This is a genomic window from Streptomyces sp. NBC_00306, from assembly GCF_036169555.1.
Lineage (GTDB): Bacteria > Actinomycetota > Actinomycetes > Streptomycetales > Streptomycetaceae > Streptomyces > Streptomyces achmelvichensis.
In genome coordinates, this window is sequence record NZ_CP108032.1 from 2,986,244 (window position 1) to 3,011,423 (window position 25,180).

The 25,180-nt window shown below is 69.7% G+C and carries 27 protein-coding genes, 1 tRNA gene and 1 riboswitch; of the genes, 9 read left to right on the plus strand and 19 right to left on the minus strand.

Annotated elements, in window-relative coordinates; translation table 11 throughout:
• Positions 1–92 precede the first annotated feature (92 nt).
• On the plus strand, positions 93–1,328 hold the full coding sequence (locus OHA05_RS13140) for a GDSL-type esterase/lipase family protein (protein ID WP_328860672.1): 1,236 nt from the start codon (positions 93–95) through the stop codon (positions 1,326–1,328).
• A gap of 229 nt (positions 1,329–1,557) precedes the next feature.
• Here the strand turns inward: OHA05_RS13140 and OHA05_RS13145 are convergent, their stop codons facing one another.
• The 4 genes from OHA05_RS13145 to OHA05_RS13160 form a co-directional block, all read right to left on the minus strand.
• Complete coding sequence (locus OHA05_RS13145; protein WP_443043833.1) at positions 1,558–2,253, minus strand: DUF1707 SHOCT-like domain-containing protein; 696 nt, start codon at positions 2,251–2,253, stop codon at positions 1,558–1,560.
• 62 nt (positions 2,254–2,315) lie between these two features.
• Positions 2,316–3,266: an ABC transporter ATP-binding protein gene (locus tag OHA05_RS13150; RefSeq protein WP_328863381.1), complete on the minus strand. Its 951-nt coding sequence runs from the start codon at positions 3,264–3,266 to the stop codon at positions 2,316–2,318.
• Between the two features lie 111 nt (positions 3,267–3,377).
• Positions 3,378–4,154, minus strand: a complete 777-nt coding sequence (locus OHA05_RS13155; protein WP_391847026.1) for an ABC transporter permease — start codon at positions 4,152–4,154, stop codon at positions 3,378–3,380.
• 31 nt (positions 4,155–4,185) lie between these two features.
• Positions 4,186–4,986 (minus strand): ABC transporter permease, encoded by an 801-nt coding sequence (locus OHA05_RS13160; RefSeq protein ID WP_313946127.1) that lies wholly within the window; start codon positions 4,984–4,986, stop codon positions 4,186–4,188.
• A gap of 227 nt (positions 4,987–5,213) precedes the next feature.
• Here OHA05_RS13160 and OHA05_RS13165 point away from each other — a divergent pair, with 227 nt between their 5' ends.
• Positions 5,214–7,616, plus strand: a complete 2,403-nt coding sequence (locus OHA05_RS13165) for a transglycosylase domain-containing protein (RefSeq protein WP_328860674.1) — start codon at positions 5,214–5,216, stop codon at positions 7,614–7,616.
• Positions 7,617–7,673: 57 nt separating this feature from the next.
• Here the strand turns inward: OHA05_RS13165 and OHA05_RS13170 are convergent, their stop codons facing one another.
• The 3 genes from OHA05_RS13170 to OHA05_RS13180 form a co-directional block, all read right to left on the minus strand.
• The gene (locus OHA05_RS13170) at positions 7,674–7,994 is read right to left on the minus strand and encodes a DMT family transporter (RefSeq protein WP_313946125.1); all 321 of its coding nucleotides are present in this window, start codon (positions 7,992–7,994) and stop codon (positions 7,674–7,676) included.
• A 32-nt stretch (positions 7,995–8,026) separates the two neighbouring features.
• Positions 8,027–8,090, minus strand: a riboswitch (guanidine-III (ykkC-III) riboswitch).
• A 70-nt stretch (positions 8,091–8,160) separates the two neighbouring features.
• Entirely contained in the window at positions 8,161–8,517 is a 357-nt protein-coding gene (locus tag OHA05_RS13175; protein WP_313946124.1) for a GroES family chaperonin, read from the minus strand.
• A gap of 43 nt (positions 8,518–8,560) precedes the next feature.
• A complete protein-coding gene (locus OHA05_RS13180; protein ID WP_313946123.1) occupies positions 8,561–8,881 on the minus strand; it encodes a DUF3618 domain-containing protein in 321 nt (106 codons plus the stop codon).
• A 126-nt stretch (positions 8,882–9,007) separates the two neighbouring features.
• On the opposite strand from OHA05_RS13180, the gene bcp reads away from it, so the two are divergent.
• The 4 genes from bcp to OHA05_RS13200 all read left to right on the plus strand — a co-directional run bounded on the left by bcp (position 9,008) and on the right by OHA05_RS13200 (position 12,426).
• Complete coding sequence (gene bcp, locus OHA05_RS13185; RefSeq protein WP_313946122.1) at positions 9,008–9,475, plus strand: thioredoxin-dependent thiol peroxidase; 468 nt, start codon at positions 9,008–9,010, stop codon at positions 9,473–9,475.
• Positions 9,476–9,613: 138 nt separating this feature from the next.
• Entirely contained in the window at positions 9,614–11,110 is a 1,497-nt protein-coding gene (proP, locus tag OHA05_RS13190) for a glycine betaine/L-proline transporter ProP (protein WP_328860675.1), read from the plus strand.
• 164 nt (positions 11,111–11,274) lie between these two features.
• Entirely contained in the window at positions 11,275–12,309 is a 1,035-nt protein-coding gene (locus OHA05_RS13195) for an HNH endonuclease signature motif containing protein (protein ID WP_328860676.1), read from the plus strand.
• A 31-nt stretch (positions 12,310–12,340) separates the two neighbouring features.
• A tRNA-Leu gene (locus tag OHA05_RS13200) sits at positions 12,341–12,426 on the plus strand.
• A gap of 80 nt (positions 12,427–12,506) precedes the next feature.
• On the opposite strand, the gene rdgB is transcribed toward OHA05_RS13200, so the two are convergent.
• From rdgB to OHA05_RS13220, 4 genes are all read right to left on the minus strand, one after another.
• On the minus strand, positions 12,507–13,109 hold the full coding sequence (gene rdgB / locus OHA05_RS13205) for an RdgB/HAM1 family non-canonical purine NTP pyrophosphatase (protein ID WP_313946119.1): 603 nt from the start codon (positions 13,107–13,109) through the stop codon (positions 12,507–12,509).
• Between the two features lie 8 nt (positions 13,110–13,117).
• Positions 13,118–13,504 (minus strand): hypothetical protein, encoded by a 387-nt coding sequence (locus OHA05_RS13210; RefSeq protein WP_313946118.1) that lies wholly within the window; start codon positions 13,502–13,504, stop codon positions 13,118–13,120.
• 104 nt (positions 13,505–13,608) lie between these two features.
• Positions 13,609–14,343, minus strand: a complete 735-nt coding sequence (gene rph / locus OHA05_RS13215) for a ribonuclease PH (RefSeq protein ID WP_313946117.1) — start codon at positions 14,341–14,343, stop codon at positions 13,609–13,611.
• Positions 14,344–14,429: 86 nt separating this feature from the next.
• On the minus strand, positions 14,430–14,663 hold the full coding sequence (locus tag OHA05_RS13220) for a PTS glucose/sucrose transporter subunit IIB (protein WP_313946116.1): 234 nt from the start codon (positions 14,661–14,663) through the stop codon (positions 14,430–14,432).
• Positions 14,664–14,903: 240 nt separating this feature from the next.
• Between OHA05_RS13220 and OHA05_RS13225 the strand changes: the two genes are divergently transcribed.
• Together OHA05_RS13225 and OHA05_RS13230 are read left to right on the plus strand one after the other, a co-directional pair.
• A complete protein-coding gene (locus OHA05_RS13225) occupies positions 14,904–16,163 on the plus strand; it encodes a PTS transporter subunit EIIC (RefSeq protein ID WP_313946115.1) in 1,260 nt (419 codons plus the stop codon).
• Positions 16,164–16,447: 284 nt separating this feature from the next.
• On the plus strand, positions 16,448–17,716 hold the full coding sequence (locus OHA05_RS13230; RefSeq protein WP_313946114.1) for a PTS transporter subunit EIIC: 1,269 nt from the start codon (positions 16,448–16,450) through the stop codon (positions 17,714–17,716).
• A 95-nt stretch (positions 17,717–17,811) separates the two neighbouring features.
• Here the strand turns inward: OHA05_RS13230 and OHA05_RS13235 are convergent, their stop codons facing one another.
• The 3 genes from OHA05_RS13235 to OHA05_RS13245 all read right to left on the minus strand — a co-directional run bounded on the left by OHA05_RS13235 (position 17,812) and on the right by OHA05_RS13245 (position 20,623).
• On the minus strand, positions 17,812–18,234 hold the full coding sequence (locus OHA05_RS13235; RefSeq protein ID WP_313946113.1) for a universal stress protein: 423 nt from the start codon (positions 18,232–18,234) through the stop codon (positions 17,812–17,814).
• Between the two features lies 1 nt (position 18,235).
• Positions 18,236–19,747, minus strand: a complete 1,512-nt coding sequence (locus OHA05_RS13240; RefSeq protein WP_328860677.1) for an APC family permease — start codon at positions 19,745–19,747, stop codon at positions 18,236–18,238.
• Between the two features lie 123 nt (positions 19,748–19,870).
• Entirely contained in the window at positions 19,871–20,623 is a 753-nt protein-coding gene (locus OHA05_RS13245) for an MBL fold metallo-hydrolase (protein WP_327683841.1), read from the minus strand.
• Positions 20,624–21,018: 395 nt separating this feature from the next.
• Here OHA05_RS13245 and OHA05_RS13250 point away from each other — a divergent pair, with 395 nt between their 5' ends.
• A complete protein-coding gene (locus tag OHA05_RS13250) occupies positions 21,019–21,480 on the plus strand; it encodes a type II toxin-antitoxin system PemK/MazF family toxin (RefSeq protein WP_313946110.1) in 462 nt (153 codons plus the stop codon).
• A 28-nt stretch (positions 21,481–21,508) separates the two neighbouring features.
• On the opposite strand, the gene OHA05_RS13255 is transcribed toward OHA05_RS13250, so the two are convergent.
• The 5 genes from OHA05_RS13255 to OHA05_RS13275 form a co-directional block, all read right to left on the minus strand.
• Positions 21,509–22,459, minus strand: coding sequence for a PLP-dependent cysteine synthase family protein (locus tag OHA05_RS13255; protein WP_313946109.1), 951 nt, complete (start codon positions 22,457–22,459; stop codon positions 21,509–21,511).
• Complete coding sequence (locus OHA05_RS13260; RefSeq protein ID WP_313946108.1) at positions 22,459–22,791, minus strand: MoaD/ThiS family protein; 333 nt, start codon at positions 22,789–22,791, stop codon at positions 22,459–22,461. Before OHA05_RS13260 ends, OHA05_RS13255 begins: the two co-directional genes overlap by 1 nt.
• 106 nt (positions 22,792–22,897) lie before the next feature.
• A complete protein-coding gene (locus tag OHA05_RS13265; RefSeq protein ID WP_327683836.1) occupies positions 22,898–23,014 on the minus strand; it encodes a putative leader peptide in 117 nt (38 codons plus the stop codon).
• Positions 23,015–23,134: 120 nt separating this feature from the next.
• Positions 23,135–23,557 carry a M67 family metallopeptidase gene (locus OHA05_RS13270; protein WP_313946106.1) on the minus strand — a complete coding sequence of 141 codons (423 nt, stop codon included), beginning with the start codon at positions 23,555–23,557 and terminating at the stop codon, positions 23,135–23,137.
• Positions 23,558–23,682: 125 nt separating this feature from the next.
• The gene (locus OHA05_RS13275) at positions 23,683–25,125 is read right to left on the minus strand and encodes an amino acid permease (RefSeq protein WP_313946105.1); all 1,443 of its coding nucleotides are present in this window, start codon (positions 25,123–25,125) and stop codon (positions 23,683–23,685) included.
• Between the last annotated feature and the right edge of the window lie 55 nt (positions 25,126–25,180).

Consider the following 25,180-nt stretch of genomic DNA (forward strand, 5'->3'; position numbering starts at 1 on the left):
ACCCGTCCGCGCGCACCCCGTACGCATAGTCCCTACCCCAGGTACTCCTGGGGCGCATCACGAGTTCCCACGCCATATCGGATGATGTGTTCATGAACATGCGTCGCGGATACGCGACTCTCGCCGGCGTCACCGCCGTCATCGTCCTCATCTGCAGCGCGATATACCTCGGAGTCGAGGCAGCCCAGGGCCGCACCGCCGTCCGGACGGCCGTGGGCTCACCCGCCGTCTGGGTCGGGACCTGGGCCGCCGCACCCGTGCAGGCCGACCTCCAGGACACCGCCCGCGGCGACCGGTCCGTACGCAACGTCGTCCACACCAGTATCGGCGGATCCGCCGCCCGGCTCACGCTCTCCAACCTCGCCGGACGCGAGCCGCTGCACATCGCCCGGGTCTCCCTCGCGCTGCGCGCGGGCACGACCGCCGCGGCCGTCCCCGGCACCCTGCGGCGGGTGACGTTCCGCAAGGCGGAGGCCGTCACGATCGCCCCGGGCGGGCAGTTCGTCAGCGACCCGGTCACGCTGGGAATCCCGTACGACGGCGATCTGCTGGTCAGCATCCACACACCGGCCGACGGGCCGGTCACCCTCCACCCGCGGGCACGGCAGACCTCGTACCTCGCCGACGGCGACCGTACGGACGACGTCTCCGGCGACTCCTACACCGAGCAGACCTTCGCCTGGCGGCATCTGACCGCCGTCGACGTGCTGACGCAGGACGTCCGGGGCGCCGTGGTCACCATCGGGGACTCGATCACCGACGGGGTGACCTCCACCATCGACACCAACCGCCGCTGGCCCGACCGGCTCTTCGAGCGGCTGAACGCCCACGGCACCGAGCAGTTCGCCGTGATCAACCAGGGCATCAGCGGCAACCGGCTCCTGCTCGAAGGGCGCGGCCCCAGCGCACTCGCCCGCTTCGACCGCGATGTGCTCGCGCGGCCCGGCGTCCGGACCGTGATCGTCGCGATCGGCATCAACGACCTGCTGCGGGCCTCCTACGAGCCGGACGCGGCCTCGGTCACGGCAGGACTCACCCAGCTGGCCCGCCGGGCACAGGCGCGCGATCTGCGGGTCCTGGGGGCGACCCTGCTGCCCTGCGCGGGGCACGACCGCTGCACCCGCGCCGTGCAGGAGGCACGGCAGGACATCAACGCCGCCGTCCGCGGCGGGCGGATCTTCGACGGGGTGGTGGACTTCGACCGGGCGCTGCGGGATCCGTACGCACCGGGACGGCTGCTGCCGCGGTACGACTCGGGGGACCATCTGCACCCGAGCGACGCGGGCTTCGCACGCATGGCGACGGCGGTGGACCCGGCGCGGCTGTGAGACGCCGGGCCGCACGGGCTGATCCGCGCAGCATCGGTCGGGGCCGCTCGACGGGTAAATATCCCGTCGAGGGGGCGCGTCACGACCGTGGACGCGCCCGGCTCCCGGCCCGGAGACCCGCCGCCACCGTCAGCACGTCAGCCGCGACTCAGCTCCACCCGACGACGGGGCTCGGCCGCGACTCAGCGCGCCGGACCCCGCCCCCGATCGAACCCAACTCCCGGAGGAATCAGCCCAGTTCCTTGCGGCCGCCCCCGTCGCCCTTCTTCAGCCGGCCGCTCTCGCCGCCCTGCTCCAGGCGCTCCCGCTCCGCCGCGCGTTCCGCCTTGAGGCGCTGCTTCTCGGCCTTGCGGAGCTTGCGCTCGACGCCCACGCCGCCCATCAGCGCGAAGCCTGTGATCCGTACGCGCGGTGCCGTCGGGTCCGGCTCCGACTCGCCGTCGCCCTCCTCGCCGAAACCGCCCATGAAGCCGATGCCGTTGACCTCGACGTTCAGGTCGGGCGGTACGACGATGTGGACCCCGCCCATGATGGCGAAGCAGCGGATCACGGTCTCCCGGTCCTCGAACCGCGCCTCGCGCAGGTCGAGTTCGCCGCCACCCATCATCGTGAAGCTGGTGAACAGCCGCGGGACCGTCCAGGTGCCCTTGCGGCTGAAGCCGCCCCAGAACGCGAACGCGCCCCTGGAGGTCGCGGGCCCCCCGATGCGGTCGGCCCACCGTCCGGAGCCCGCCGCCACCGGAGCCACGGTGGGGGCGCCCGTCAGCGGGAGGTCGCTGACCAGGGGCACCAGCTCACCGTGCGTACGGGCCTTGTAGGTGGCGTCGAGGCGTTCCTCGAACTCCTCCATGTCCAGCCGCCCCTCCGCCACCGCGTCTCGGAGCCGTTCGGCAATCCGTTCGCGCTCGGCGTCGGAGGCGCGCATCTCAGGGAGTTCGCTCATGCGGGCAGAATATCCAGCGCGGCGCCCGGCTCCCAGCGCTGGGGCTACAAGCCCGGACGCTCGGCATACATTTTGGCGATCACGGCCTCGATGTCCGGCTCGCGGACCGACAGATCGACCACGGGGTACTTGTCGGCGAGCGCGGCCACCAGCGGCGCGGCCGACTGGGACGCGGGGAACGCCAGCCACTGGCGAGGTCCCTCGACCTTGACCGTACGGGCCGATTCCAGCTCCACCGGCGGCAGTTCGCGCTCCAGGTCGACCACCAGCGTCCGCTCGCTCTCGCCGATCTCGTGCAGCCCGGCGAGCGCTCCGTCGTACATCAGCCGGCCGTGGTCGATGACCATCACGCGCTTGCACAGCTGCTCGATGTCCGTCAGATCGTGGGTGGTCAGCAGGACGGTGGTGCCGCGCTCGGCGTTCAGGTCGAGCAGGAACTCACGGACCTTCGCCTTGGAGATCACGTCGAGCCCGATGGTCGGCTCGTCGAGGTAGAGCACCTCGGGATCGTGCAGCAGAGCGGCGGCGATGTCGCCGCGCATGCGCTGGCCGAGGGAGAGCTGGCGTACGGGGACGTCCAGGAGGTCGGCCAGATCGAGGAGTTCGACGCAGCGGTCGAGATTGTCGCGAAAGCGCCGGTCGGGTACGCGGTACATCCGGTGCACGAGCCGGTACGAGTCCTTCAGCGGGAGGTCCCACCACAGGGTGGTGCGCTGGCCGAAGACGACGCCGATCCGCTGGGCGAGCCGGGTGCGCTCGCGGGAGGGGTCGATGCCGGCGACCCGCAGCCGTCCGGCGCTGGGGGTGAGGATGCCGGTGAGCATCTTGATGGTGGTGGACTTGCCGGCGCCGTTCGGCCCGATGTAGCCGACCATCTCGCCGCGCGGCACCCGGAAGCTGATCCCGTCGACGGCCCGCACCTGGTGCTTCACCCGGCGCAGCCGGCCTGCCTTGCGGCGGACGTCGAAGACCTTCTCGATGCCGTCGAGTTCGATGAAGGCGGCGGTCTCGGCGGTCGCCGTGGTCCCGGCAGTCGCCGAGGTCGCCGAGGTCGCCGTGGTCTCTGCCGTGTTCGTGCTCTCCGTGGTCTCTGCGTGCTCCACAGTTCAGCTCCCTGTGCTCCGGTACGAACGGAGCCCGACCCGCCACGCGAACCCCGCCAGCCGGCAGCACACGGCGGCGACCACCGGTGGCAGGAAGGCGAGCCAGTGGGGCAGGTCGAGCGGATAGGGCCGCCCCAGCACATACAGCGCGGGCAGCCAGTTGACGAAGGCGAGGGGCACCACGAAGGTCACCCCGCGCACCAGGTCCTTGGCGAAGAGCGTCGGCGGATACTGCAGCAGGGTGTTGCCGCCGTACGTGAACGAGTTCTGCACCTCGGACGCGTCCTGCGCCCAGAACTGGAAGGCGCCTCCCGCCACGAAGACCGAGGAGAAGATGGCCGCGCCGCTGAGCAGCATCATCGGCACCATCAGGATCCGCAGAGGCGTCCAGTCGACATCCACGGTCAGCAGTCCGTAGCCGAGGACCAGCAGGCCCTGGGTGATCCGGCCGAGGCGGCGCAGTGCGAACCGGTCGGCCGCGACCTGGGCGAGCACCGGCGCGGGGCGTACCAGGAGGACATCGAGCGTGCCGTCGCGCACCCGGCGGCCGAGGCGGTCCATGGAGCCCATCACGAGGTCGGCGATTCCGAAGGCGGTGCCGGTCGCCCCGTACAGGAGGGCGATCTCGCCCAGGGAGTAGCCGCCCAGCGCGTCGACGTGCGAGAACATCAGCAGGATCGTGACGAAGTCGAAGGCGGTGGCCGCGAGGTTCCCGAAGGCGGTCAGCAGGAAGGACGTGCGGTAGGTCATCGTGGAGCGGATCCACATCGCGGCGATCATGCGGTAGGTCCGCAGTCCGGCGGTGAGCGTCTCAACCACCCTGGACCACCACCCTGCGGGTCGCGACGGACTGGAGGACGCGCCCGGCACCGAGCAGCGCCACGGCCCAGCCGCACTGGAAGGCGTAGGCGCCCAGCAGTCCCCAGCCGGTGTGCTTGCCGAGGAAGACATCGGCGGGAACCTGGAGGAGCGAGGACCAGGGCAGGGCCCGGGCGATGTCGCCGAGCGTGCCGGGGAAGAGGTTGAGCGGCAGCAGCATCCCGGAGAAGAACAGGCCCGCGAGCCAGCAGATCTGGATGACGCCGGCGCCGTCCATCAGCCAGAACGCGGAGAGGGCGACCAGGAAGCGCAGGGCGAAGCTCACGACCACGCCGAGCGTCACCGAGACGAGGAAGGCGATCCAGGTCAGCGGGGAGACCGGCAGCGCCAGGTCGAAGGCGAGCGCGCCGAGGATCATGGGGACGATGCCGCGGCCCATCAGATGGAAGGCGGCCCGGCCCAGGTCGCCCGCGAGCCACCACAGTTGGAGGTCGGCGGGCCGGTAGAGGTCGATCGCGATGTCGCCGGTGCGGATGCGTTCGATCATCTCGTCCTCGAAGCCGCCGCCCATCATGGCGCAGGTCATCAGCAGCGCCTGGCCGAGCCACACGAAGGTCAGGGCCTGGGAGACGTCGTATCCGCCGAGGTGGGGGCGCTGGTCCCAGAGGGCGATATAGGTGTACGCCATGATGAAGCCGAAGACGGTGTTGGTGAACACTCCTGCCACCGTCGCCACCCGGTACGTCGCATAGCGCCGGAACCCACCGACGGCAACGACCGCATACAGCCGCACGTCTCCCCCTTCGCCCGGTGACGCCGGACGGGAGCGGCGACACCAAAGCGCCCGACCCTAGCGGTGTCGCGAGACCCGCCGCGAGCCCTTTTCCGGCGGGAGGTCCGAAAGCTGCCCCCCGGACCGCGAGCCCTTTTCGGGCGCGGGGTCCGAAAGCTGTCCCCCGGAGAGATGCCGCGTTCCGTCGGATCCGAGGGATATGCGCGTGAAAAGGGCAGTATGGCCGTATGAGTGTGGAGCCGCAGCACGGCTGGAACCCCAGGGACGCGACCGCGGTCGGACCGGCGCCCCTCCCGGAGAAGAGGAACCGCAGGCGTACGGGCTTCCGCCGGCTCCTCCCCACCTGGCGGATGCTGCTCGGCGGAATCCTCCTCGTCGCCCTGCTGCTGATCGGCGGCTTCATCGCCGGCTATCTGCTCGTCGACATCCCGCCCGCCAACGCCGCGGCCACCTCCCAGTCCAATGTCTACCTCTACGAGGACGGCAGCCAGATCGCCCGCGACGGCGAGGTCAACCGCGAGAACGTGAAACTCTCGCAGGTCCCGCTGACGGTCCAGCGGGCCGTACTGGCCGCCGAGGACCGGGACTTCTACTCCGAGCGCGCCGTCGACCCGAAGGCCATGGTCCGCGCCGCCTGGAACACCGTCACCGGCAAGGGCCGGCAGTCCGGCTCCACGATCACCCAGCAGTACGTCAAGAACTACTACCTGGGCCAGGAGCAGACGGTCTCGCGGAAGTGGAAGGAGTTCTTCATCGCGATCAAGCTCGGCCGCGAGCAGAGCAAGAGCGAGATCCTCGAGGGCTACCTCAACACCAGCTACTTCGGGCGCAACGCGTACGGCATCCAGGCCGCCGCCCAGGCCTACTACGGCACGGACATCGAGGAGATCGACACCGCCCGCGGCGCGTACCTCGCCTCGCTGCTCAACGCCCCGAGCGCCTACGACATCGCCACCCACCCCGAGAACCGGGCCGCCGCGCTCGGCCGCTGGAACTACACGCTGGGCGGCATGGTCAAGAAGAGGTGGCTGAGCCCGGCCGACCGCGCCGCGCTCACCTTTCCGGTCCCCGAGCGGGCCAAGCCCGCGACCGGTCTGTCCGGGCAGCGCGGCTACATCGTCCAGGCCGTCGAGGACTACCTCACCGGCAACGACATCATCGACGAGAAGACGCTCGCCCTCGGCGGCTACCGGATCACCACCACCCTGGAGCGCGCCAAACAGACCGCCCTCACCGAGGCGGTCGACGACCAGGTGACGTCCAAGCTGAGCGACACCCGCAAGGCCGACCGCAACGTCCGCGTCGGCGGCGCCTCGATCGACCCCGCCTCCGGCAAGGTCGTCGCCCTGTACGGCGGCGTCGACTACACCCGCCAGTACGTCAACAACGCGACCCGCCGCGACTACCAAGTCGGCTCCACCTTCAAGCCGTTCGTCTTCACCTCCGCCGTCGAGAACGGCTCGGTCACCCAGGACGACCGCCCCATCACGCCCAACACCGTCTACGACGGCACCGACCGGCGGACGGTCGAGGGCTGGAGCGGCAGGCCGTACGCCCCCGAGAACGAGGACGGCCACTCCTACGGCCCCATCACCGTCCGCACCGCCACCGACAAGTCGGTCAACGCGGTCTACGCGCAGATGGCCATGGACGTCGGCCCGGCCAGGGTCAAGCAGACCGCGATCGACCTCGGCATCCCGGCGAGCACCCCGGACCTCACCGCATCGCCGTCCATCGCCCTCGGCCCCGCGACGGCCAGCGTGCTCGACATGACGAGGGCGTACGCCACGCTCGCCAACCACGGCCGGCACGGCGCCTACACCCTGGTCCAGCGGGTCAGCAAGGACGGCCAGGAGGTGCGGATGCCGAAGAAGAGCGCCGGACAGGTCGTCAGCCGGGAGGCCGCCGACACGACCACCTCGATCCTGCAGAGCGTGGTCGAAGGCGGCACCGGGACGGCGGCACAGTCCGCCGGGCGCCCGGCGGCGGGCAAGACCGGGACCGCCGAGGAGGACAAGGCCGCCTGGTTCGCGGGCTACACCCCGCAACTGGCGACCGTGGTCGCGGTGATGGGCCAGGATCCCGTGACCGGAGCGCAGAAACCGCTGTACGGGGCGCTGGGGCTGCCGCGGATCAACGGCGGCGGGGCGCCGGCGAAGATCTGGGGCCAGTACACCGGCACCGCCCTGGAGGGCTCCGAGATCGTGGAGTTCGACCTGGAGCTGGAGGAGGGCGCGCAGGAGGAGCTGCCGCCGTCCGATGCGGAGTCCCCCACCGAGTCGTCACCGGCGTCGCAGTCCCCCGGGCAGACACCGTCGCCCGGCGGAAGCCCGAGCACGACGCCGGGACCGGGGATCGGCGAGCCGACGGGCGCGGGTCAGACCGCGGGTGAGACAGGGGGGCAGACCGCGGGGCCGCCCACCGGGGGCGACACCCGCGGCGGCACCGGGGGCGACGAAGGCACCGCGGGACGGCCCGGCGGGCAGACGGGCGGGGGCGGGACCGGCGGCACGGAAGGAGCGACGACCGGAGGAGCCGGAGACAGCCGGCCCACCGGCGCCGGCGGCGACCCGGGCGGGGCCGGCGGGGGCGCGGGCAGCACCCCCAGCCGGCCCGTCCGGCCGCAGTGACCCGATGTCGTCTTCGGTCCGCTCCGGTCCACCTCGGTGGGTCGCGACCGCTTGGTCTCAGTGACCCGAGGTCGCCTTCAGTCCGACCACCGCGACCAGCAGCAGACAGACGAAGAAGATCCGCGCGGCGGTCACCGGTTCATGGAGCACGATCATGCCGACCACGGCGGCACCCGCCGCACCGATGCCGACCCACACCCCGTACGCCGTGCCGATGGGCAGCGTCCGGGCGGCGTGCGAGAGCAGCAGCATGCTGGCGACGATCCCGAGACCGGTGAACACGCTCGGCCACAGCCGGGTGAACCCGTCGGTGAACTTCATCCCGATCGACCAGCCGACTTCGAGCAGACCGGCGACCACCAGCAGAACCCAGGCCATGACGGCACCTCCGAGACGCGGAACTTCAACGGGGTGCGTCGTCTTTGCCAGCCCGGTACGGCGCGTCTCGTCGGGGTGTCTCCACGGTAGCAAAGGGCAGACAGAAGGGCCGGTGACCTCGGTCACCGGCCCTCTCGTCACTACAGGCCCACGTGGCTCGGCAGAGCTACAGGTAGAGCCCGGTGGAGTCCTCGGAACCCTGGAAGCGGTCGGCCGCCACCGCGTGCAGATCCCGCTCACGCATCAGCACGTACGCCACACCCCGTACCTCGACCTCGGCACGGTCCTCGGGGTCGTACAGCACCCGGTCGCCCGGCTCCACGGTCCGTACGTTCTGCCCGACCGTCACCACCTCGGCCCACGCGAGGCGCCGGCCGACCGCCGCGGTCGCCGGGATGACGATGCCACCGCTGGAACGCCGCTCGCCCTCCGGGATGTCGGTCCGCACCAGTACGCGGTCGTGCAGCATCCGGATGGGCAGCTTGTCGTGCTGCTGGCTGGGCTCATGGCTGTTGGCGCTCACACCTCGAACCTACCTGTCCGGGGCCGATCCGTACGTCCGAGGGTCACCCGCGGCGCCTGCGCGCGGACAGGGTGAGGAGTCCCACCAGGCCCACGACCACCACGGCCACCGGAACGAGCCGCTCCAGGCGGGGTGCGCCGTCCTCGCGGACGAACTGCGCCCGCACATCGAACACCGTACGGTTCACCGCCACGAAGGCGCGTCCCGCAGTCCGGTCCACCGTGGAGGCAACCTTCGCCTTCGCGTCGCCGATGACCGTCTTCGGGTGCACTCGCACACCGATCTCGTCCAGCGTCTCGGCAAGCTGGTCGCGCCGGCGGACGATGTCCGCCTCGATCTGCGCAGGGGTCCTCGCGTCCGACACCGCGCTGCCTCCGTCGTCGTGTCCGGTAGTCCTTCCTCGACAGTCTGTCAGCTCGGCGGCCCCCGCACCCCACGGCACCCCCATTACGCTCGACGGCGTACATCCGCACGCCTTCCGAGGAGAACCATGAGCGAGCGACTCCAGCCCGGCGACCCCGCACCCGACTTCACCCTGCCCGACGCCGACGGCAACGAGGTCTCGCTGGCGGCGCACAAGGGCCGGAAAGTGATCGTCTACTTCTACCCGGCGGCGCTCACCCCCGGCTGCACCAAGCAGGCCTGCGACTTCACCGACAACCTGGAGCTGCTGACGGGCGCGGGATACGACGTCATCGGCGTGTCGCCGGACAAGCCGGAGAAGCTCGCCAAGTTCCGCGACAAGGAGAGCCTGAAGGTCACGCTGGTGGGCGATCCGTCGAAGGAGACCCTGGAGGCCTACGGCGCCTTCGGCGAGAAGAAGCTGTACGGCAAGACCGTCACCGGAGTCATCCGCTCGACGATCGTCGTCGACGAGGAGGGCAAGGTCGAGCGGGCGCTGTACAACGTCAAGGCCACCGGCCATGTCGCAAAGATCATCAAGGATCTCGGCATCTGAGCCACCCGCTCCCGTCGGCGGCTGTGTGACCGAGGTCCCCGTCACAGGGGACCTCGGTTTCGCAGAGCCCCGGTTTGCAGGCGCCACGATCGAGAAGGTGTTCTTCTGGATTTCAGCACCCAGGAGAGGAACCCGTTCATGGCGGCCACCGGCCCGGAGACACCGGTCGATCCCCAGGCGGTCAGACGCCACCGGATACTTTTCCGCACCATCGCCAAGCGGAAGAACCCCAAGCTCAGGCGTACGGACATCACCGTCACCGACGAGGCGGCGGTCAAGCGGGCCACGAAGGCGGCGTCGCTCGGTAACGCCATGGAGTGGTTCGACTTCGGGATCTACAGCTATCTGGCAGTGACCCTGGGGCATGTCTTCTTCCCCTCCGAGAACGACACCGCGCAGCTGCTGTCCTCCTTCGCGACCTTCGCCGTCGCCTTCCTCGTCAGGCCTCTGGGCGGCATGTTCTTCGGCCCCATGGGCGACCGGATCGGGCGCAAGAAGGTCCTCGCACTGACGATGATCCTCATGGCGATCGGCACGCTCGCGATCGGCCTGATCCCCTCGTACGCCTCGATCGGCTTCTGGGCCCCGGTCCTGCTGATCTTCTTCCGGCTGGTGCAGGGCTTCTCCACCGGCGGTGAGTACGGCGGAGCGTCCACGTTCATCGCGGAGTACGCGCCCGACAAGCGCCGGGGGTACTTCGGCAGCTTCCTGGAGTTCGGCACGCTCGCGGGCTACGTGGGCGCGGCCGGCCTGGTGACCCTGCTGACGGCCTGGCTCGGCTCGGACACCATGGAGGCCTGGGGCTGGCGCCTGCCGTTCCTGGTGGCGGGCCCCCTCGGCCTGGTCGGTCTGTATCTGCGGCTGAGGCTGGACGAGACACCGGCGTTCAAGAAGCTGGAGGACGAGAGCGCGCACGCGTCGGAGGCCGCCGACACGATCGAGACCTCGACGAAGGGCGACCTCGCCAAGATCTTCAGGGACTACTGGCCGACGCTGATCCTGTGCATCGCCCTGGTCGGCGCGTACAACGTCACGGACTACATGCTGCTGTCGTACATGCCGACCTATCTGTCGGACGAACTCGGCTACAGCGAGACGCACGGGCTGCTGATCCTGCTGGGCGTCATGGTGCTGCTGATGCTGATGATCAACCAGGTGGGCAAGCTGAGCGACCGCTTCGGCCGGAAGCCGCTGCTGATGGCGGGCATGCTCGGCTTCCTGGTCCTCTCGCTCCCCGCGTTCCTGCTGATCGGCCAGGGCAGCATCCCGGCGATCGTCGCGGGCATGCTGATGCTGGGCCTGTCGCTGCTCTGCCTGCTCGGCACGATGTCGGCGGCGCTCCCCGCGCTGTTCCCCACACCGGTCCGCTACGGCTCCCTGTCGGTCGGCTACAACCTGTCGGCGTCCCTCTTCGGCGGGACGACCCCGCTGGTGATCACGGCACTGATCAGTGTCACGGGCAGCAATCTGATGCCGGCGTACTACTCGATGGCGGCGGCGCTGGTGGGTGTGATCGCGGTGGCGTGCATGAAGGAGACGGCCCAGAAGCCCCTGGACGGCTCGCCTCCGGCGGTGGGCACGAAGGAGGAGGCGGCGGAACTGGTCCACGCACAGGTGGCGGAGCCGAAGTTCTGACCTGCTGACGGGGACTACGTGGCTGGGGAAGGGCCCGCACCGGGACGACGGGGTGCGGGCCCTTCTGTGTGCGCGTCTCGTTTCCGCGATCGGGTGTGACTCTCCGACGGACGGTTCGTTGGTCAGTGCGAGGGACGAACGGGCAGCCGGATCGGGGAGGGGCGATGGCAGTGAGGTACACGCGGGAACGACTCGCGGAGGCGGTCGCCGCGACACACGGTTGGGCATCTCTGATCCGGTACCTGGGGCTCAAGGAGAGCGGCGGTCAGCGGCGGGTCCTTCAGGGGAAGGTCGCGGAACTGGGCCTGGACACCAGCCACTTCGGCCGGCGCAGCGTCTGGCGTAAGTACCCGGACGAAGCCATAGCCGCGGCAGTGGCGTCGTCCGGCACGCTGCGTGAGGTGGTGTGCAAGCTCGGCATCACCCCCGCCCCCGGCGCGATGACGCATATCGGACGGCGCATCGAATCCGCCGGGATCGACATCAGCCACTTCAAGGGCGTGGGCCGCCGGCCGGTGGACCTGCCCTGCACGTTCGATGAACTGGCCGCCGCCGTCCGCAGCAGCGGGAGCATGCGCGACCTGGTCCAGGAACTCGGCGTACCGGACGACCGCCGGACCCGCGCGGCCCTGGGGCGCGTGCTCAAGGAACAGGGCATCGACACCGGTCACTTCCGCCATGCGCGCGTCGCCGTCCCGGACGAGGCGCTGCGGGCGGCTGTGCCGAAGGCGACCGGCTACGCCGAGGTGATGCGCCTTCTGGGCCTGACCGTGAACGCCACGAACCACCGGCGGCTACGGCGTACGGTCGCCCGGCTCGGGCTCGACACGTCCCACTTCGCTCGGCGTCCTTGGGCCTCGGCGCGTCCGGCGGCGCCTCGCCGTGTCGCACCGGACGTGCTGCGCGTCGCTGCGGCCGGTTCCGCGCGGGTGACCAGGGACCGGCTGCACCGGGCGCTTCAGGAGATCGGCGTCCCCTACCGGTGTGTGTCGTGCGGCAACCGGGGCGAGTGGCTCGGGCGGCCGGTCACCCTGCAGATCGATCACATCAGCGGGGACTGGCTCGACAACCGCGCCGCAAATCTCCGCTACCTCTGCCCGAACTGCCACGCCCTGACCGACACATGGTGCCGCGGCCGCGGGAGGAATCGCCGATCTCCTGAAGCACCCGGTCCGCGCCTGAATCTCGGTGTCCTGTGAACCACGGGCCGGTTACCATGGCAGGCGGCTCGCGGCGGTGGCGCAGGTGGTTGACGCAGCAGACTTAGGATCTGTGGCCCGTGAAACGGCTTGAGGGTTCGAATCCCTTCCGCCGCACCCTGAACGGCCTGTGAATCGCGCTGATTCACAGGCCGTTTCTGTGTCCGGCCTGTCCGGTCCGTCCGGTGGCCGGGCGGTCAGCCCAGCAGCTCCCGCACCACCGGCACCAGTGCCCTGAACGCCTTGCCCCGGTGGCTGATCGCGTTCTTCTCGGCCGGGGTCAGTTCCGCGCAGGTGCGCGTCTCGCCCTCCGGCTGGAGGATCGGGTCGTAACCGAAGCCGCCCGTGCCCTGCGGGGTGTCGCGCAGCGTGCCGCGCAGTTGGCCCTCGACCACCCGTTCCGTGCCGTCGGGCAGCGCGAGCGCGGCCGCGCAGGCGAAGTGGGCGCCCCGGTGCGCCGGGGCGATGTCGGAGAGCTGGGCCAGCAGCAGGCGGAGGTTGGCGGCGTCGTCGCCGTGGGTGCCCGCCCAGCGGGCGGAGAAGATGCCGGGGGCGCCGCCGAGGACGTCGACGCAGAGTCCCGAGTCGTCGGCGACGGCCGGCAGGCCGGTGGCCCGCGCCAGCGCGTGGGCCTTGAGCAGGGCGTTCTCGGCGAAGGTGACGCCGGTTTCCCTGACGTCCGGGATGTCGGGGTACGCATCCGCGCCGACGAGGTCGTGTGGCAGACCCGCGTCGGCGAGGATGGCCCTGAGTTCGGTGATCTTCCCGGCGTTGCGGGTGGCGAGGATGAGACGGGTCATGCCCCCGATTATCCGGGCGTGCAGACCTTGCCGATCTCGGCGGCCGCGTTCGTGACCGGCGTGATGTCCGGAGTGGCGTCGCCGCCCTCGATCGCCTTGCGGACGTTGCCCACCCCGGTGCCGAGGTCGTCGACGGCCTTGCTCAGGTCGGCGTTGTCCGTCTTGTCGCCGAGGCTGTCGAGTTCCCTGTCGATGTCGTCGAGTGCCTCACGCGCCTGCGTGGGGTCGTCGGCGGCGGTGGAGACGGCCTTCTGGAGCTTGTCCACGCTGGTGGCGATGGCGTCGGCCGTCTCGACGCAGTCGAGAGCCTTGTCGAGTGCGCTGCAGCCGACGGTGATCGGTATGACCAGTGCGGCGGTGGCGAGTGTGAGTGCGATGCGGCGGCGCGCAAGCATGGAACGGTCCCTCCCCGGATACGGCCGGGCGCACGGTTCGGCCCGTGCGCCCGTGACTTCAACGACGCCTACAAGGGCGTTCTTGGTTGCTTCTTTACTCTGCTTTACCCAGCAGTCCGATCGAGCGCCGTGCGCTGGAGCGCGGCGAGGTCGGCGCAGCCGCCGGTGGCGAGGTCGAGCAGGGCGTTGAGCTCCTTGCGGTCGAACGGCTCGGCCTCGGCGGTGCCCTGCACCTCGACGAAGCGGCCGTCGCCGGTGCAGACGACGTTCATGTCGGTCTCGGCGCGCACGTCTTCCTCGTAGCAGAGGTCGAGGAGCGGGGTGCCGTCCACGATGCCGACGCTGACGGCGGCGACGGTGCCGGTGAGCGGCTGTCGGCCGGCCTTCACCAGCTTCTTGCCCTGGGCCCAGGTGACGGCGTCGGCGAGGGCCACGTACGCCCCGGTGATCGCCGCGGTGCGGGTGCCGCCGTCGGCCTGGAGGACGTCGCAGTCGAGGACGATGGTGTTCTCGCCGAGGGCCTTGTAGTCGATGACGGCGCGCAGCGAGCGGCCGATGAGCCGGCTGATCTCGTGGGTGCGGCCGCCGATCTTGCCGCGTACGGATTCGCGGTCGCCGCGGGTGTTGGTGGAGCGCGGGAGCATCGAGTACTCGGCGGTGACCCAGCCTTCGCCGCTGCCCTTGCGCCAGCGGGGCACGCCTTCGGTGACCGAGGCGGTGCAGAAGACCTTGGTGTCGCCGAAGGAGACGAGGACGGAGCCCTCGGCGTGCTTGCTCCATCCGCGCTCGATGGTGACCGGGCGGAGCTGTTCGGGGGTGCGGCCGTCGATTCGAGACATGCCGCTGAGCCTATCGGTCGCGCGGGAGGGCCCCGTTCCGGGCGGAACGGGGCCCTCTGCGTGCGGTGCCGACCGGGGTCAGCGGGTCACATCATGTCTTCGATGTCGGCGGCGATGGGGTCGGCGTCGGTGCCGATGACGACCTGGATCGCGGTGCCCATCTTGACGACGCCGTGTGCGCCGGCGGCCTTGAGCGCGACCTCGTCGACCTTGGCCGGGTCGATGACCTCGGTGCGGAGACGGGTGATGCAGCCCTCGATCTCCTCGATGTTCTCGATCCCGCCGAGCCCGGCGACGATCTTCTCAGCCTTGCTGGCCATGTCTTCTCCCTGCGTTCGAAGAGCGCCCGCACAGGCGCTCAGCGCTGCCCCGGCCCGCCATGGGTCCGTTTTGTCACGGTAACGCACGGTTGGCCCATCTTCACGGGCGGGTAACCGGGACGTACCGAAAGATGACGATCACCGGCGCCCTGTCCCGAGACCGGGCGCCGGGGTCGTACGCAACTGGTCTACACCAGTCTGCAACACCTGCCAAATACAGCATGTTCCAGGAGGACGCCGATGAGCACCGGGAGTGCGGCAGCACCTCAGCGCAACTGGTGGAACGGACTGTTCCAGGGCCTCCAGAAGGTCGGCCGGAGCCTTCAGCTCCCGGTGGCCGTCCTGCCCGCTGCCGGCCTGCTCGTCAGCCTCGGCAATCTCTTCGGCGCCTATCTGCACGGCGACTTCTGGGTGAAGACGGCCAAGGTCCTCACCCTCGGCGGCACCGCCATCCTGGACGGCGCCTTCGGTCTGCCGCTGCTGTTCTGCATCGGTGTGGCCATCGGTTTCGCGAAGAAGGCCGACGGCTCGACGGCGCTGGCCGCGGTCGCCGGGTTCCTCGTCTACTTCGGCGTCCTGAAGGCGTTCCCGGTCGACGGCTCGATCACCGAACTGCTCCCGGACGGCAAGCCGCAGAACCCCGGCGTCCTCGGCGGCATCCTGATCGGCCTGCTGACCGCGGTCGTCTGGCAGCGCTACCACCGCAAGAAGCTCGTCGACTGGCTCGGCTTCTTCAACGGCCGCCGGCTCGTGCCGATCATCATGGCCTTCATCTGCTGCATCCTCGGCGTACTGTTCGGCCTGCTGTGGGAGCCCGTCGGTGACGCGCTGACCGTGTTCGCGAAACAGCTGATCGACCTCGGCGCCTGGGGCGCCGGCATCTTCGGTGTCGCCAACCGGCTGCTGATCCCGATCGGCATGCACCAGTTCCTGAACACGTTCTTCTGGTTCCAGGCCGGTGAGTTCACCAAGCCGGACGGCACGGTGGTGCAGGGCGACCTGACGCGGTTCTTCGCCGAGGACCCGTCGGCGGGCCAGTTCATGTCGGGCTTCTTCCCGATCATGATGTTCGGCCTGCCGGCCGCGGCGCTCGCGATGACCCACTGCGCCAAGCCGGAGCACCGCAAGCGGGTGGCGGGCCTGATGTTCTCGGTCGGACTCACCTCGTTCGTCACGGGTGTGACCGAGCCGATCGAGTTCTCCTTCATGTTCGCGGCGCCGCTGCTCTACGGCCTGCACGCGCTGCTGACCGGCGCGTCCATGGCGATCACCTGGGCGCTCGGGGTGCATGCGGGCTTCAGCTTCTCGGCGGGTCTGATCGACTACATCGTCAACTGGCATCTGGATACGAAGCCCTGGCTCATCCTGCCGATCGGCGCGTGCTTCGCGGTGGTCTACTACGTCGTCTTCCGGGTGGTGATCACGGTCTTCAACATCCCCACTCCGGGACGCGAGCCGGAGGAGCTCCAGGAGGAGATGGAGCAGGAGACCACCAAGTAGCTGCGCCGGGCGGGCTCGGCACCACTCCGCCGGGCGACTAGCCCCTGGAAGGAATTGACACAGAAGACCCCTGGACCACCCGGTCCGGGGGCCTTTGTCATGACTTCTCACGGTATGAACCTGGCCACAGAATTCGCAGGTTCCTTATCTATCCTTCACGTGCTACAACAGGTCTACACCACTCAGTGGTGTAGACCACGCGGCGGTCGCCGCGTTCCCCTCGAGACGCCGTCCACCCCCGTTTTTCCCTGCCCGGCGGCGCCTTGCTCTCCTGGAGGAAGTTGATGTCCACGGCTAGCGCCGCCCCCGAGGCGGACAAGAAGAAGATGGGCGCCGGCGCGATGGCTGTCATGCAGCGTATCGGCCGCAGCCTGATGCTGCCGGTCGCGGTGCTGCCCGCAGCGGCGCTCCTGGTCCGGTTCGGGCAGCCCGACATGCTGGGCAAGGAGTCCTTCCCGACCTTCATCACCAAGATCGCCGGCTATATGTCGGCCGGTGGTGGCGCCCTGCTCGACAACATGCCGCTGCTCTTCGCCGTCGGCATCGCGATCGGGTTCGCCAAGAAGTCGGACGGCTCCACGGCCCTCGCCGCCGTCGCCGGTTACCTCGTCTTCAAGAACGTGCTGGCCACGTTCACCGACCCGAACCTCGACAAGGTCGCCAAGGTCGTCGACGGCAAGATAGTCATGACCGAGGCCCCGGTGGACGCCAAGGTTCTCGGCGGCGTGGTCATGGGCATCGTTGTCGCACTGCTCTACCAGCGCTTCTACCGCACCAAGCTGCCCGACTGGGCGGGCTTCTTCGGCGGCCGCCGCCTCGTACCGATCCTGTCCGCCTTCGCGGGTCTCGTCGTCGGCATCCTCTTCGGTCTCATCTGGCCGGTCCTCGGCACCGGACTGCACAACTTCGGTGAGTGGCTGGTCGGTTCGGGCGCGGTCGGCGCGGGCATCTTCGGTGTCGCCAACCGTGCGCTGATCCCGATCGGCATGCACCACCTGCTCAACTCCTTCCCGTGGTTCCAGGCCGGTACGTACGAGGGCAAGAGCGGCGACATCGCGCGCTTCCTCGCCGGCGACCCGAGCGCCGGACAGTTCATGACCGGCTTCTTCCCGATCATGATGTTCGCCCTCCCGGCGGCCTGCCTCGCGATCGTGCACTGTGCCCGCCCGGAGCGGCGCAAGGTCGTCGGCGGCATGATGTTCTCGCTCGCGCTCACCTCGTTCGTCACCGGTGTCACCGAGCCGATCGAGTTCACCTTCATGTTCATCGCCCCGGTGCTGTACGCCCTGCACGCGGTGCTCACCGGTGTCTCCATGGCGCTGACCTGGGCGCTCGGCATGAAGGACGGCTTCGGCTTCTCGGCCGGCGCGGTCGACTTCTTCCTGAACCTCGGCATCGCGTCCAACCCGTGGGGTCTGGCCCTGGTGGGTCTCGCCTTCGCGGCGGTCTACTACGTGGTCTTCCGCTTCGCGATCACCAAGTTCAACCTGCCGACGCCGGGCCGTGAGTCCGACGAAGAGCTGGCGGAACTCCAGAAGGCCGAGGCGAAGTAGCCCTCACGCGCTCGCACCTCACGCGCAGACGCTCAGGTCTGAAGCGGCGGAGCCCGTGCCCTCCAGGAGGGGGCACGGGCTCCGCCGTGTTCGCCTCAGCCCGTCACCGGCGCCGGTACGCACAGCACCGGGATCGACGACAGGTGCAGCAGCTTGTGCGGCGTCGAGCCGAGCAGCGCTCCGCGCATGGGGCTCTCGGCATAGGTGCCGACCACGATCACCCGTGCCTCGTGCTTCGCCGCCGCCTCCAGCAGGGCCTCGGAGGGTTTGGCGTCGATGATCTCGACGGTGGTGGGCACACCGGCCTCGTCCGCCGCCTCCACCGCGTGCTCGAGCGCCGTGCGGCCCAGTTCCCGCAGCGCGTCCCGATGAGCCCGGTACTCGTCCCCCATGTGACCCGGCACCGCGGCGCCGTAGACCAGGACGAGGGATTCGCCGAACGCCGCCGACACCTCGATCGCCACGTTCAGCGCGCGGACCGCGCCCGGTGACTCGTCGTATCCCAGGACGACAGACATGTCACGACTCCTTCTTGCCTGCGCGGACCATGGCCGGGTCGCACACACCGGCCCGCTCGCGCCAGAACTCGGCGGACGTCAGGCGGCGCGCGACCATGATGATCAGGCCGACGAGCACGATGCCGATGCCGATGACGAGCGGCGGTCCGAGCCCGAACCAGGAGACTCCGCTGTAGGAGTTCGCCGGGTCGGACATGTCGCCGATCGACTCCACGAGCAGCCAGGCCAGCAGGGCGGCACCGACGAGCGGGCCCACGCCGATGAGGAAGAAGTTGCGGACGCTCTCGGTGAGGTGGCGGCGGTAGTAGACGGCGCAGGCGAGTCCGGTCAGCGCGTAGTAGAACGCGATGAGCAGCGACAGCGCGGTGAGCGAGTCGAAGAGTGCGTTCTCGCTGATCAGATTGACGACGACGTACCAGAGGATGGCCACGACGGCGACGGCCCAGGTGGCCACGTGCGGGGTGTGGAAGCGCGGGTGGATGCGGGCGAACACGGACGGCAGCGCGTGCCTGCGGGCCATCGACAAGGCTGTGCGCGACGAGGGGATGATCGTCGTCTGCGTGGAGGCGAGGGCGGAGGTGGCGACCGCCAGGAGCACGATCCAGTCCCAGCCGCCCATGACCTCGCCGGCGAGCAGACCGAAGATGAACTCCTCCTCTCCGGCGTTCTCGGCGAGGAAGGCCGGGCCCGCGTAGGCCACGACCGCGATGCCGACGGACAGGTACGACACCAGCAGCACGATCGTCGACCAGATGCCCGCCCGGCCCGGGGCGCTGGCGGAGTCCTCGACCTCTTCGGTGAGGTTGACCGCCGACTCCCAGCCCCAGTACATGAAGACGCCCAGCAGCAGACCGCCGGTCAGCGCGGCGCCGCCCGCGCCGAAGGGGTCGAGCCAGGAGAATTTCGGCTCGATGGAGGGCAGGGAGGCGGTGCCGGCGTAGACGCGGTAGATCGCGACGACGGCGAAGGCGAGCAGACAGGCGATCTGGGCGAGGATCAGCACGTTCTGCACGCGCGCCGACGCCTCGGTGCCGATGACGCACACGGCCGTCATCACGAGGATCAGCAGCACGGTGAGCGTTTGGCGTACGACGGCGTTGTCCGCCCAGCTGTCGAGTCCGACGGCGAGCAGTCCGAAGCCGATGGCGACGTCGGCGAGCGAGCCGACGACCAGCACGCCGGTCATCATGATCGCCCAGCCGCCGATCCAGCCGGCCCACGGGCCCATGGCACGGGTGACCCAGGAGAACGTGGTGCCGCAGTCCTGGTCGACCTTGTTGAGATAGAAGAAAGCCGATGCGATCAGCAGCATCGGCACGAAGGACGCGAGGATCACGCCTGGGGCGTAGATGCCCACGAGGGCCACGACGGGGCCGATGACGGCCGCGAGCGAGTAGGCCGGGGAGGTGGAGTTGATTCCGATGACGAGCGCGTCGACGAAGCCGATCGCGTTGTGCTTCAGGTCAGCTTCCGGGCTGGGCTGCGGGCGTCTGTCCGCGACGTCATCGGCCATGTTTCCTCACAGATCAGGCGATGTGTCCGGTCATATGTGATTTTAGAGCGTAGGCCCGGGATCGACCTGTCGGCCGGATGTCGTGCACGCCGGAACGTCCACGACACGGCCTCCCGCCGGCTCCTACAGGTGGTAGACGGCCCCCGGCACCGCGATCTCGCTCGGGCCGCTGAAGACGGCGCGGGCGTCGGCCAGATTCCGCTCGCCGTCCGTCCACGGGGGAATGTGCGTGAGGACCAGCCGGCCCGCGTTCGCCCGCTGCGCGTGCGCGCCCGCCTCACGGCCGTTGAGGTGGAGGTCGGGGACGTCCTCCTTGCCATGGGTGAAGGAGGCCTCGCACAGGAACAGGTCGGCGCCGTCGGCGAGTTGGTGGAGCGGCTCACAGACGCCGGTGTCGCCGGAGTACGTCAGCGTCTTGCCCTCGTGCTCCAGCCGGATGCCGTAGGCCTCGACCGGGTGGGCCACGCGTTCGGTGCGGACGGAGAACGGTCCCAGCTCGAAGGTGCCCGCCTTGAGCGTGTGGAAGTCGAAGACCTCGCTCATGGAGGACTTCGACGGGGTGTCGGCGTAGGCGGTGGTCAGGCGCTGCTCGGTGCCTTCGGGTCCGTAGACGGGGATGGCCTCGCAGCGGCCGCCTTCGTGACGGTAGTACCGGGCCACGAAGTATCCGCACATGTCGATGCAGTGATCGGCGTGGAGATGGCTGAGGAAGATGGCATCGAGGTCGTAGAGACCGATGTGGCGCTGCAGCTCGCCGAGGGCGCCGTTGCCCATGTCGAGGAGCAGCCGGAAGCCGTCGGCCTCTACGAGGTAGCTCGAGCAGGCCGATTCCGCGGACGGGAACGACCCCGAGCAGCCGACGACGGTGAGCTTCATGGAGCTTGAACCTCCGTTGACGAGGAGGGCTGGGGGGCGGGTCGTGCGGTCTGTCGAGCGTAAGGCGCGAAAGGGCGGGTCGCTCCTCCAGAGAGGGGGGTTGTGGGGGAACTCACCTGCGCTGTCACCGGTTCGGGGGTGCGATGCCCTGTGGCCGGGTGGGCAGGTGGGTGGTAGTGGTACACGCCGGTGGTCGCGGAACCCGGGCCGAAGACGGGTGCGGGCGGCTGTGGCCGGGTGGTAGTAGTACCGGCCGGGCGTCGCAGAGCCTGCGCTCAAAGCGGGGTGCGGGCGGCACTGGCGGGGTGGGGCGCCTGGGCCGAAGGCGGGTGCGGGGGCTGTCAGTGCCGCCGGGTGCGCGACCTCGGGGCAGGGGGCCGGTAGCCTTCCGGGGCATGGATACGTCTTGGTGGCTCGCAGTCGCCGCCGTCGTCGTGATCGCGCTGGTCGCCGCGGTGGCCGACGGGTACGGGCGCGGCCCGCGGCGGCCCGCCGGGCGCACCCGGCCGCCCGGGCGGCCCACCGGCCCCCGGCGCGGGACGAAGCACAAGCCGCAGCCCGGTGAGATCTGGTGGGCGGACGTTCCCTACGAGGACGGGCCCGGCTCGAAGGACCGGCCCTGTCTGGTGCTGTCGGTGCGCGGCGGCACCGCCCAGGTCGCGAAGATCACCAGCAAGTACCACGACGAGCGCCCGGGCGTGATCTCCCTGCCGCCCGGCACGGTGGGTGACGCGCAGGGCCGCCCGAGCTTCCTGGAGACCGACGAGCTGCGGGCGGTCGAGGTGTGGGAGTTCCGCCGGAGGGTCGGGATCGTGGACCCGACCGTGTGGGACCAGGTCCGTCACCTGTCGGCATGACCCGCGGGCCCGCGGGTCCGTACCGGCGTCAGGCCCAGAGCTGGCCCTGGAGCGTCTCGATCGCTTCCTCCGTCGTGGCCGCCGTGTAGACACCCGTCGACAGATACTTCCAGCCGCCGTCCGCGACGACGAAGACGATGTCCGCCTGCTCCCCCGCCTTCACCGCCTTCTTGCCGACGCCGATCGCCGCGTGCAGTGCCGCGCCGGTGGAGACGCCCGCGAAAATGCCTTCCTGCTGCAGGAGTTCACGGGTGCGGGTGACCGCGTCCGCCGAGCCGACCGAGAAACGGGTCGTCAGGACGGACGCGTCGTAGAGCTCGGGTACGAAGCCCTCGTCGAGGTTCCGCAGCCCGTAGACCAGGTCGTCGTAGCGCGGCTCCGCGGCGACGATGCGGATGCCCGGCACCTGCTCGCGCAGATAGCGGCCGACGCCCATCAGCGTGCCGGTCGTGCCGAGGCCGGCGACGAAGTGGGTGATGGACGGCAGGTCCGCGAGGATCTCGGGACCGGTCGTCGCGTAGTGGGCGCCGGCGTTGTCGGGGTTGCCGTACTGGTAGAGCATCACCCAGGTCGGGTTCTCCTCGGCGATCCCCTTGGCCACGCGGACCGCCGTGTTGGAGCCGCCCGCCGCGGGGGACGAGATGATCTCCGCGCCCCACATGGCGAGCAGCTGCCGCCGCTCCTCGCTCGTGTTCTCGGGCATCACGCAGACGATGCGGTAGCCCTTGAGCCGCGCCGCCATCGCCAGGGAGATGCCCGTGTTGCCGGACGTCGGCTCCAGGATCGTGCATCCCGGGGTGAGCCGGCCGTCCTTCTCCGCCTGCTCGATCATGTGGAGCGCGGGGCGGTCCTTGATCGAGCCGGTCGGGTTGCGGTCCTCCAGCTTGGCCCAGATCCGCACGTCGTCCGAGGGCGACAGTCGCGGGAGGCGGACCAGCGGGGTGTTGCCGACCGCGGCGAGCGGGGAGTCGTAACGCATCAGCGCATGCCCGCCTGGCGCGCGGCCATCACCTCGGCGGGACGCTGCTGCGCGGCGGCGGAGCCTCCTGCCACGGCGGGCAGGATCGTGACGCTGTCGCCGTCCGCGAGCTTGGTGGAGATGCCGTCGAGGAAGCGCACGTCCTCGTCGTTCAGGTACACGTTCACGAAGCGGCGGAGCTGGTCGCCGTCGACGATGCGCTCCCTGATGCCGTTGTGCCGGGACTCGAGGTCGGCGAAGAGATCGGCGAGGGTGTCCCCGCTGCCCTCGACGGCCTTGGCGCCGTCGGTGTAGGTGCGGAGGATGGTCGGGATGCGGACCTCGATGGCCATGGCGTGGGCTCCTGTCGGGAGTGAGGCTTGGGGGCGCGCGGCTCTGCCCCCGCGCGAGGGGTTCGGTGCTGGGTGCGCTCGGGCCGTGGGGCCGGTGGGCCGTCGGTCAGGACGCGGCGCGGGCCGTACACATCGCGCTGGCGAGGCGGCACAGGTCGACGTGCAGCCGCGCCACGAGCAGCAGGGTGCTCGGCGTCTTGTCGCTCACGTCAGAAGGAACCATGCGGTCATCGTATCGATTCCCCCTCCGTGTCCCGGAGGGGGTTCTCGCATCCTGGACGCATCCGGCTCACGATGTGGTCAGGCGGAGGAACCGGTGGCCGCTGCCGTGCCGGTCGCGGGCTCAGTAGGCCTCGACGACCTTGACGTCTTCCTCGGTCACTTCGCCGTCCACGATGCGGAACGAGCGGAACTGGAAGGGGCCCGCGGCCTCCGCGTCGGCGGTGGAGACCAGGACATAGTGGGCGCCGGGCTCGTTCGCGTAGCTGATGTCCGTACGCGACGGGTAGGCCTCGGTCGCGGTGTGCGAGTGGTAGATGATCACCGGCTCTTCGTCCCGGTCGTCCAGGTCGCGGTAGAGCTTCAGCAGGTCCGTGGAGTCGAACTCGTAGAAGGTGGGCGAGCGGGCCGCGTTCAGCATGGGGATGAAGCGCTCGGGACGGCCGCTGCCCTCGGGGCCGGCGACGACCCCGCACGCCTCGTCGGGGTGGTCGGCGCGTGCGTGCTCGACGATCCGGTCGAACAGAGCCTGGGTGATGGTCAGCATGAGCGACAGGATAAGCAGACGGGCCGGCCGTACCGAGGAGTGGTACGAGCCGGCCCGGATACTGGACCTTCGAGGTCGAGGGGCGGGGCCGGCAGGAGGACCTGGCGCCGTTCCCTGCGGAGCCTCTAGCGCTCCACGTCCTTCTTCGTCGCGTCACGCTTCACGAACGCCGCCCCCTCGGGGTTGCGCCCCTTCAGCACCAGGTAGGAGACGCCCAGGATCAGCGCCCACAGCGGCGCGCAGTACAGCGAGATCCGCGCGTCCTTGTCGACACCCATCATCACGATGACCATGCCGATGAAGGCGAGGGCGAACCAGCTGGTCCAGGGGGCGCCGGGCGCCTTGAAGGTGGACTGCGGCAGTTCGCCGCGGTCGGCCTTGGCGCGGTAGCGGATCTGGCTGACCAGGATCATGATCCAGGCCCACATGCCGGAGATGGTGGCGAAGGAGACGACGTAGTTGAAGGCGTCGCCGGGCCACTGGTAGTTGATCCAGACGCCGACCAGCATCAGCGCGGCGGAGAAGGTGGTTCCGGCCAGCGGGATGCCGCTCTTGGTCAGCCGTGTGAAGAACGCCGGGCCCTGGCCGTTGAGCGCGAGGTCGCGCAGCATCCGGCCGGTGGAGTACATGCCCGAGTTGCAGGAGGACAGGGCCGCGGTCAGGACCACGAAGTTGACGATCGCGGCGCCGACGCCGAGGCCCATCCGCTCGAACGCGGCGACGAAGGGCGAGACGCCCGGCTCGAACGCGGTCCACGGCACGACCGAGAGGATCATGATCAGCGCGCCGACGTAGAAGACGCCGATACGCCACGGGACGGTGTTGATCGCCTTGGGGAGGGTCTTCTCCGGGTCCTTGGACTCGCCGGCGGTGACGCCGACCAGTTCGACCGCGAGGAAGGCGAACATCACGATCTGCAGCGTCATCAGCGTGCCGCCGATGCCCTTGGGGAAGAACCCGCCCTCGGACCACAGGTGCGTCATGGAGGCCGTGTCGCCGGCGTCGGAGAAGCCGATCGTCAGCACACCGGCGCAGATCAGGATCATGCCGATGATGGCGGTCACCTTGACCATGGAGAACCAGAACTCCAGCTCACCGAAGAGCTTCACGGAGATCAGGTTCGCGCCGTACAGGATGATCGTGAAGACCAGTGCGGAGAGCCATTGCGGGATGTCCCACCAGTACGTCATGTACGTGGCTGCCGCGGTGACTTCCGTGATGCCGGTGACGACCCAGAAGAGCCAGTACGTCCAGCCGGTCACGAAGCCCGCGAAGGGGCCCACGAATTCGCGTGCGTACTCGGCGAACGAGCCCGAGACGGGGCGGTACATGAGCAGTTCGCCCAGCGCCCGCATGATGAAGAAGATGACCAGGCCGGCGATCGCGTAGGCCAGGATGAGGCTCGGTCCGGCCTTGGAAATGGCCTTGCCGGCGCCCAGGAAGAGGCCGGTGCCGATGGCTCCGCCGATCGCGATCATCTGGATCTGACGAGCACCCAGTCCTCGCTGGTAGCCCTGGTCGGCGGCATCGTCGCCGCCGTGCTTCTTGTCGACCTGCACCGAGGTCATGGTGATGCGCCCTTTCTCCATGCTGACCGCGCCCGCTGCGTCGCGCGGCTGCGGA

Coding starts and splice junctions, on each gene's coding strand:
- OHA05_RS13140 (WP_328860672.1), top strand. CDS start 93: ATGAACATGCGTCGCGGATACGCGACTCTCGCCGGCGTCACCGCCGTC.
- OHA05_RS13145 (WP_443043833.1), bottom strand. CDS start 2,253: ATGCGCGCCTCCGACGCCGAGCGCGAACGGATTGCCGAACGGCTCCGA.
- OHA05_RS13155 (WP_391847026.1), bottom strand. CDS start 4,154: ATGATCGCCGCGATGTGGATCCGCTCCACGATGACCTACCGCACGTCC.
- OHA05_RS13165 (WP_328860674.1), top strand. CDS start 5,214: ATGAGTGTGGAGCCGCAGCACGGCTGGAACCCCAGGGACGCGACCGCG.
- OHA05_RS13170 (WP_313946125.1), bottom strand. CDS start 7,994: ATGGCCTGGGTTCTGCTGGTGGTCGCCGGTCTGCTCGAAGTCGGCTGG.
- bcp (WP_313946122.1), top strand. CDS start 9,008: ATGAGCGAGCGACTCCAGCCCGGCGACCCCGCACCCGACTTCACCCTG.
- proP (WP_328860675.1), top strand. CDS start 9,614: ATGGCGGCCACCGGCCCGGAGACACCGGTCGATCCCCAGGCGGTCAGA.
- OHA05_RS13195 (WP_328860676.1), top strand. CDS start 11,275: ATGGCAGTGAGGTACACGCGGGAACGACTCGCGGAGGCGGTCGCCGCG.
- rdgB (WP_313946119.1), bottom strand. CDS start 13,109: ATGACCCGTCTCATCCTCGCCACCCGCAACGCCGGGAAGATCACCGAA.
- OHA05_RS13210 (WP_313946118.1), bottom strand. CDS start 13,504: ATGCTTGCGCGCCGCCGCATCGCACTCACACTCGCCACCGCCGCACTG.
- rph (WP_313946117.1), bottom strand. CDS start 14,343: ATGTCTCGAATCGACGGCCGCACCCCCGAACAGCTCCGCCCGGTCACC.
- OHA05_RS13220 (WP_313946116.1), bottom strand. CDS start 14,663: ATGGCCAGCAAGGCTGAGAAGATCGTCGCCGGGCTCGGCGGGATCGAG.
- OHA05_RS13225 (WP_313946115.1), top strand. CDS start 14,904: ATGAGCACCGGGAGTGCGGCAGCACCTCAGCGCAACTGGTGGAACGGA.
- OHA05_RS13230 (WP_313946114.1), top strand. CDS start 16,448: ATGTCCACGGCTAGCGCCGCCCCCGAGGCGGACAAGAAGAAGATGGGC.
- OHA05_RS13235 (WP_313946113.1), bottom strand. CDS start 18,234: ATGTCTGTCGTCCTGGGATACGACGAGTCACCGGGCGCGGTCCGCGCG.
- OHA05_RS13240 (WP_328860677.1), bottom strand. CDS start 19,747: ATGGCCGATGACGTCGCGGACAGACGCCCGCAGCCCAGCCCGGAAGCT.
- OHA05_RS13245 (WP_327683841.1), bottom strand. CDS start 20,623: ATGAAGCTCACCGTCGTCGGCTGCTCGGGGTCGTTCCCGTCCGCGGAA.
- OHA05_RS13250 (WP_313946110.1), top strand. CDS start 21,019: ATGGATACGTCTTGGTGGCTCGCAGTCGCCGCCGTCGTCGTGATCGCG.
- OHA05_RS13255 (WP_313946109.1), bottom strand. CDS start 22,459: ATGCGTTACGACTCCCCGCTCGCCGCGGTCGGCAACACCCCGCTGGTC.
- OHA05_RS13260 (WP_313946108.1), bottom strand. CDS start 22,791: ATGGCCATCGAGGTCCGCATCCCGACCATCCTCCGCACCTACACCGAC.
- OHA05_RS13265 (WP_327683836.1), bottom strand. CDS start 23,014: ATGGTTCCTTCTGACGTGAGCGACAAGACGCCGAGCACCCTGCTGCTC.
- OHA05_RS13270 (WP_313946106.1), bottom strand. CDS start 23,557: ATGCTGACCATCACCCAGGCTCTGTTCGACCGGATCGTCGAGCACGCA.
- OHA05_RS13275 (WP_313946105.1), bottom strand. CDS start 25,125: ATGACCTCGGTGCAGGTCGACAAGAAGCACGGCGGCGACGATGCCGCC.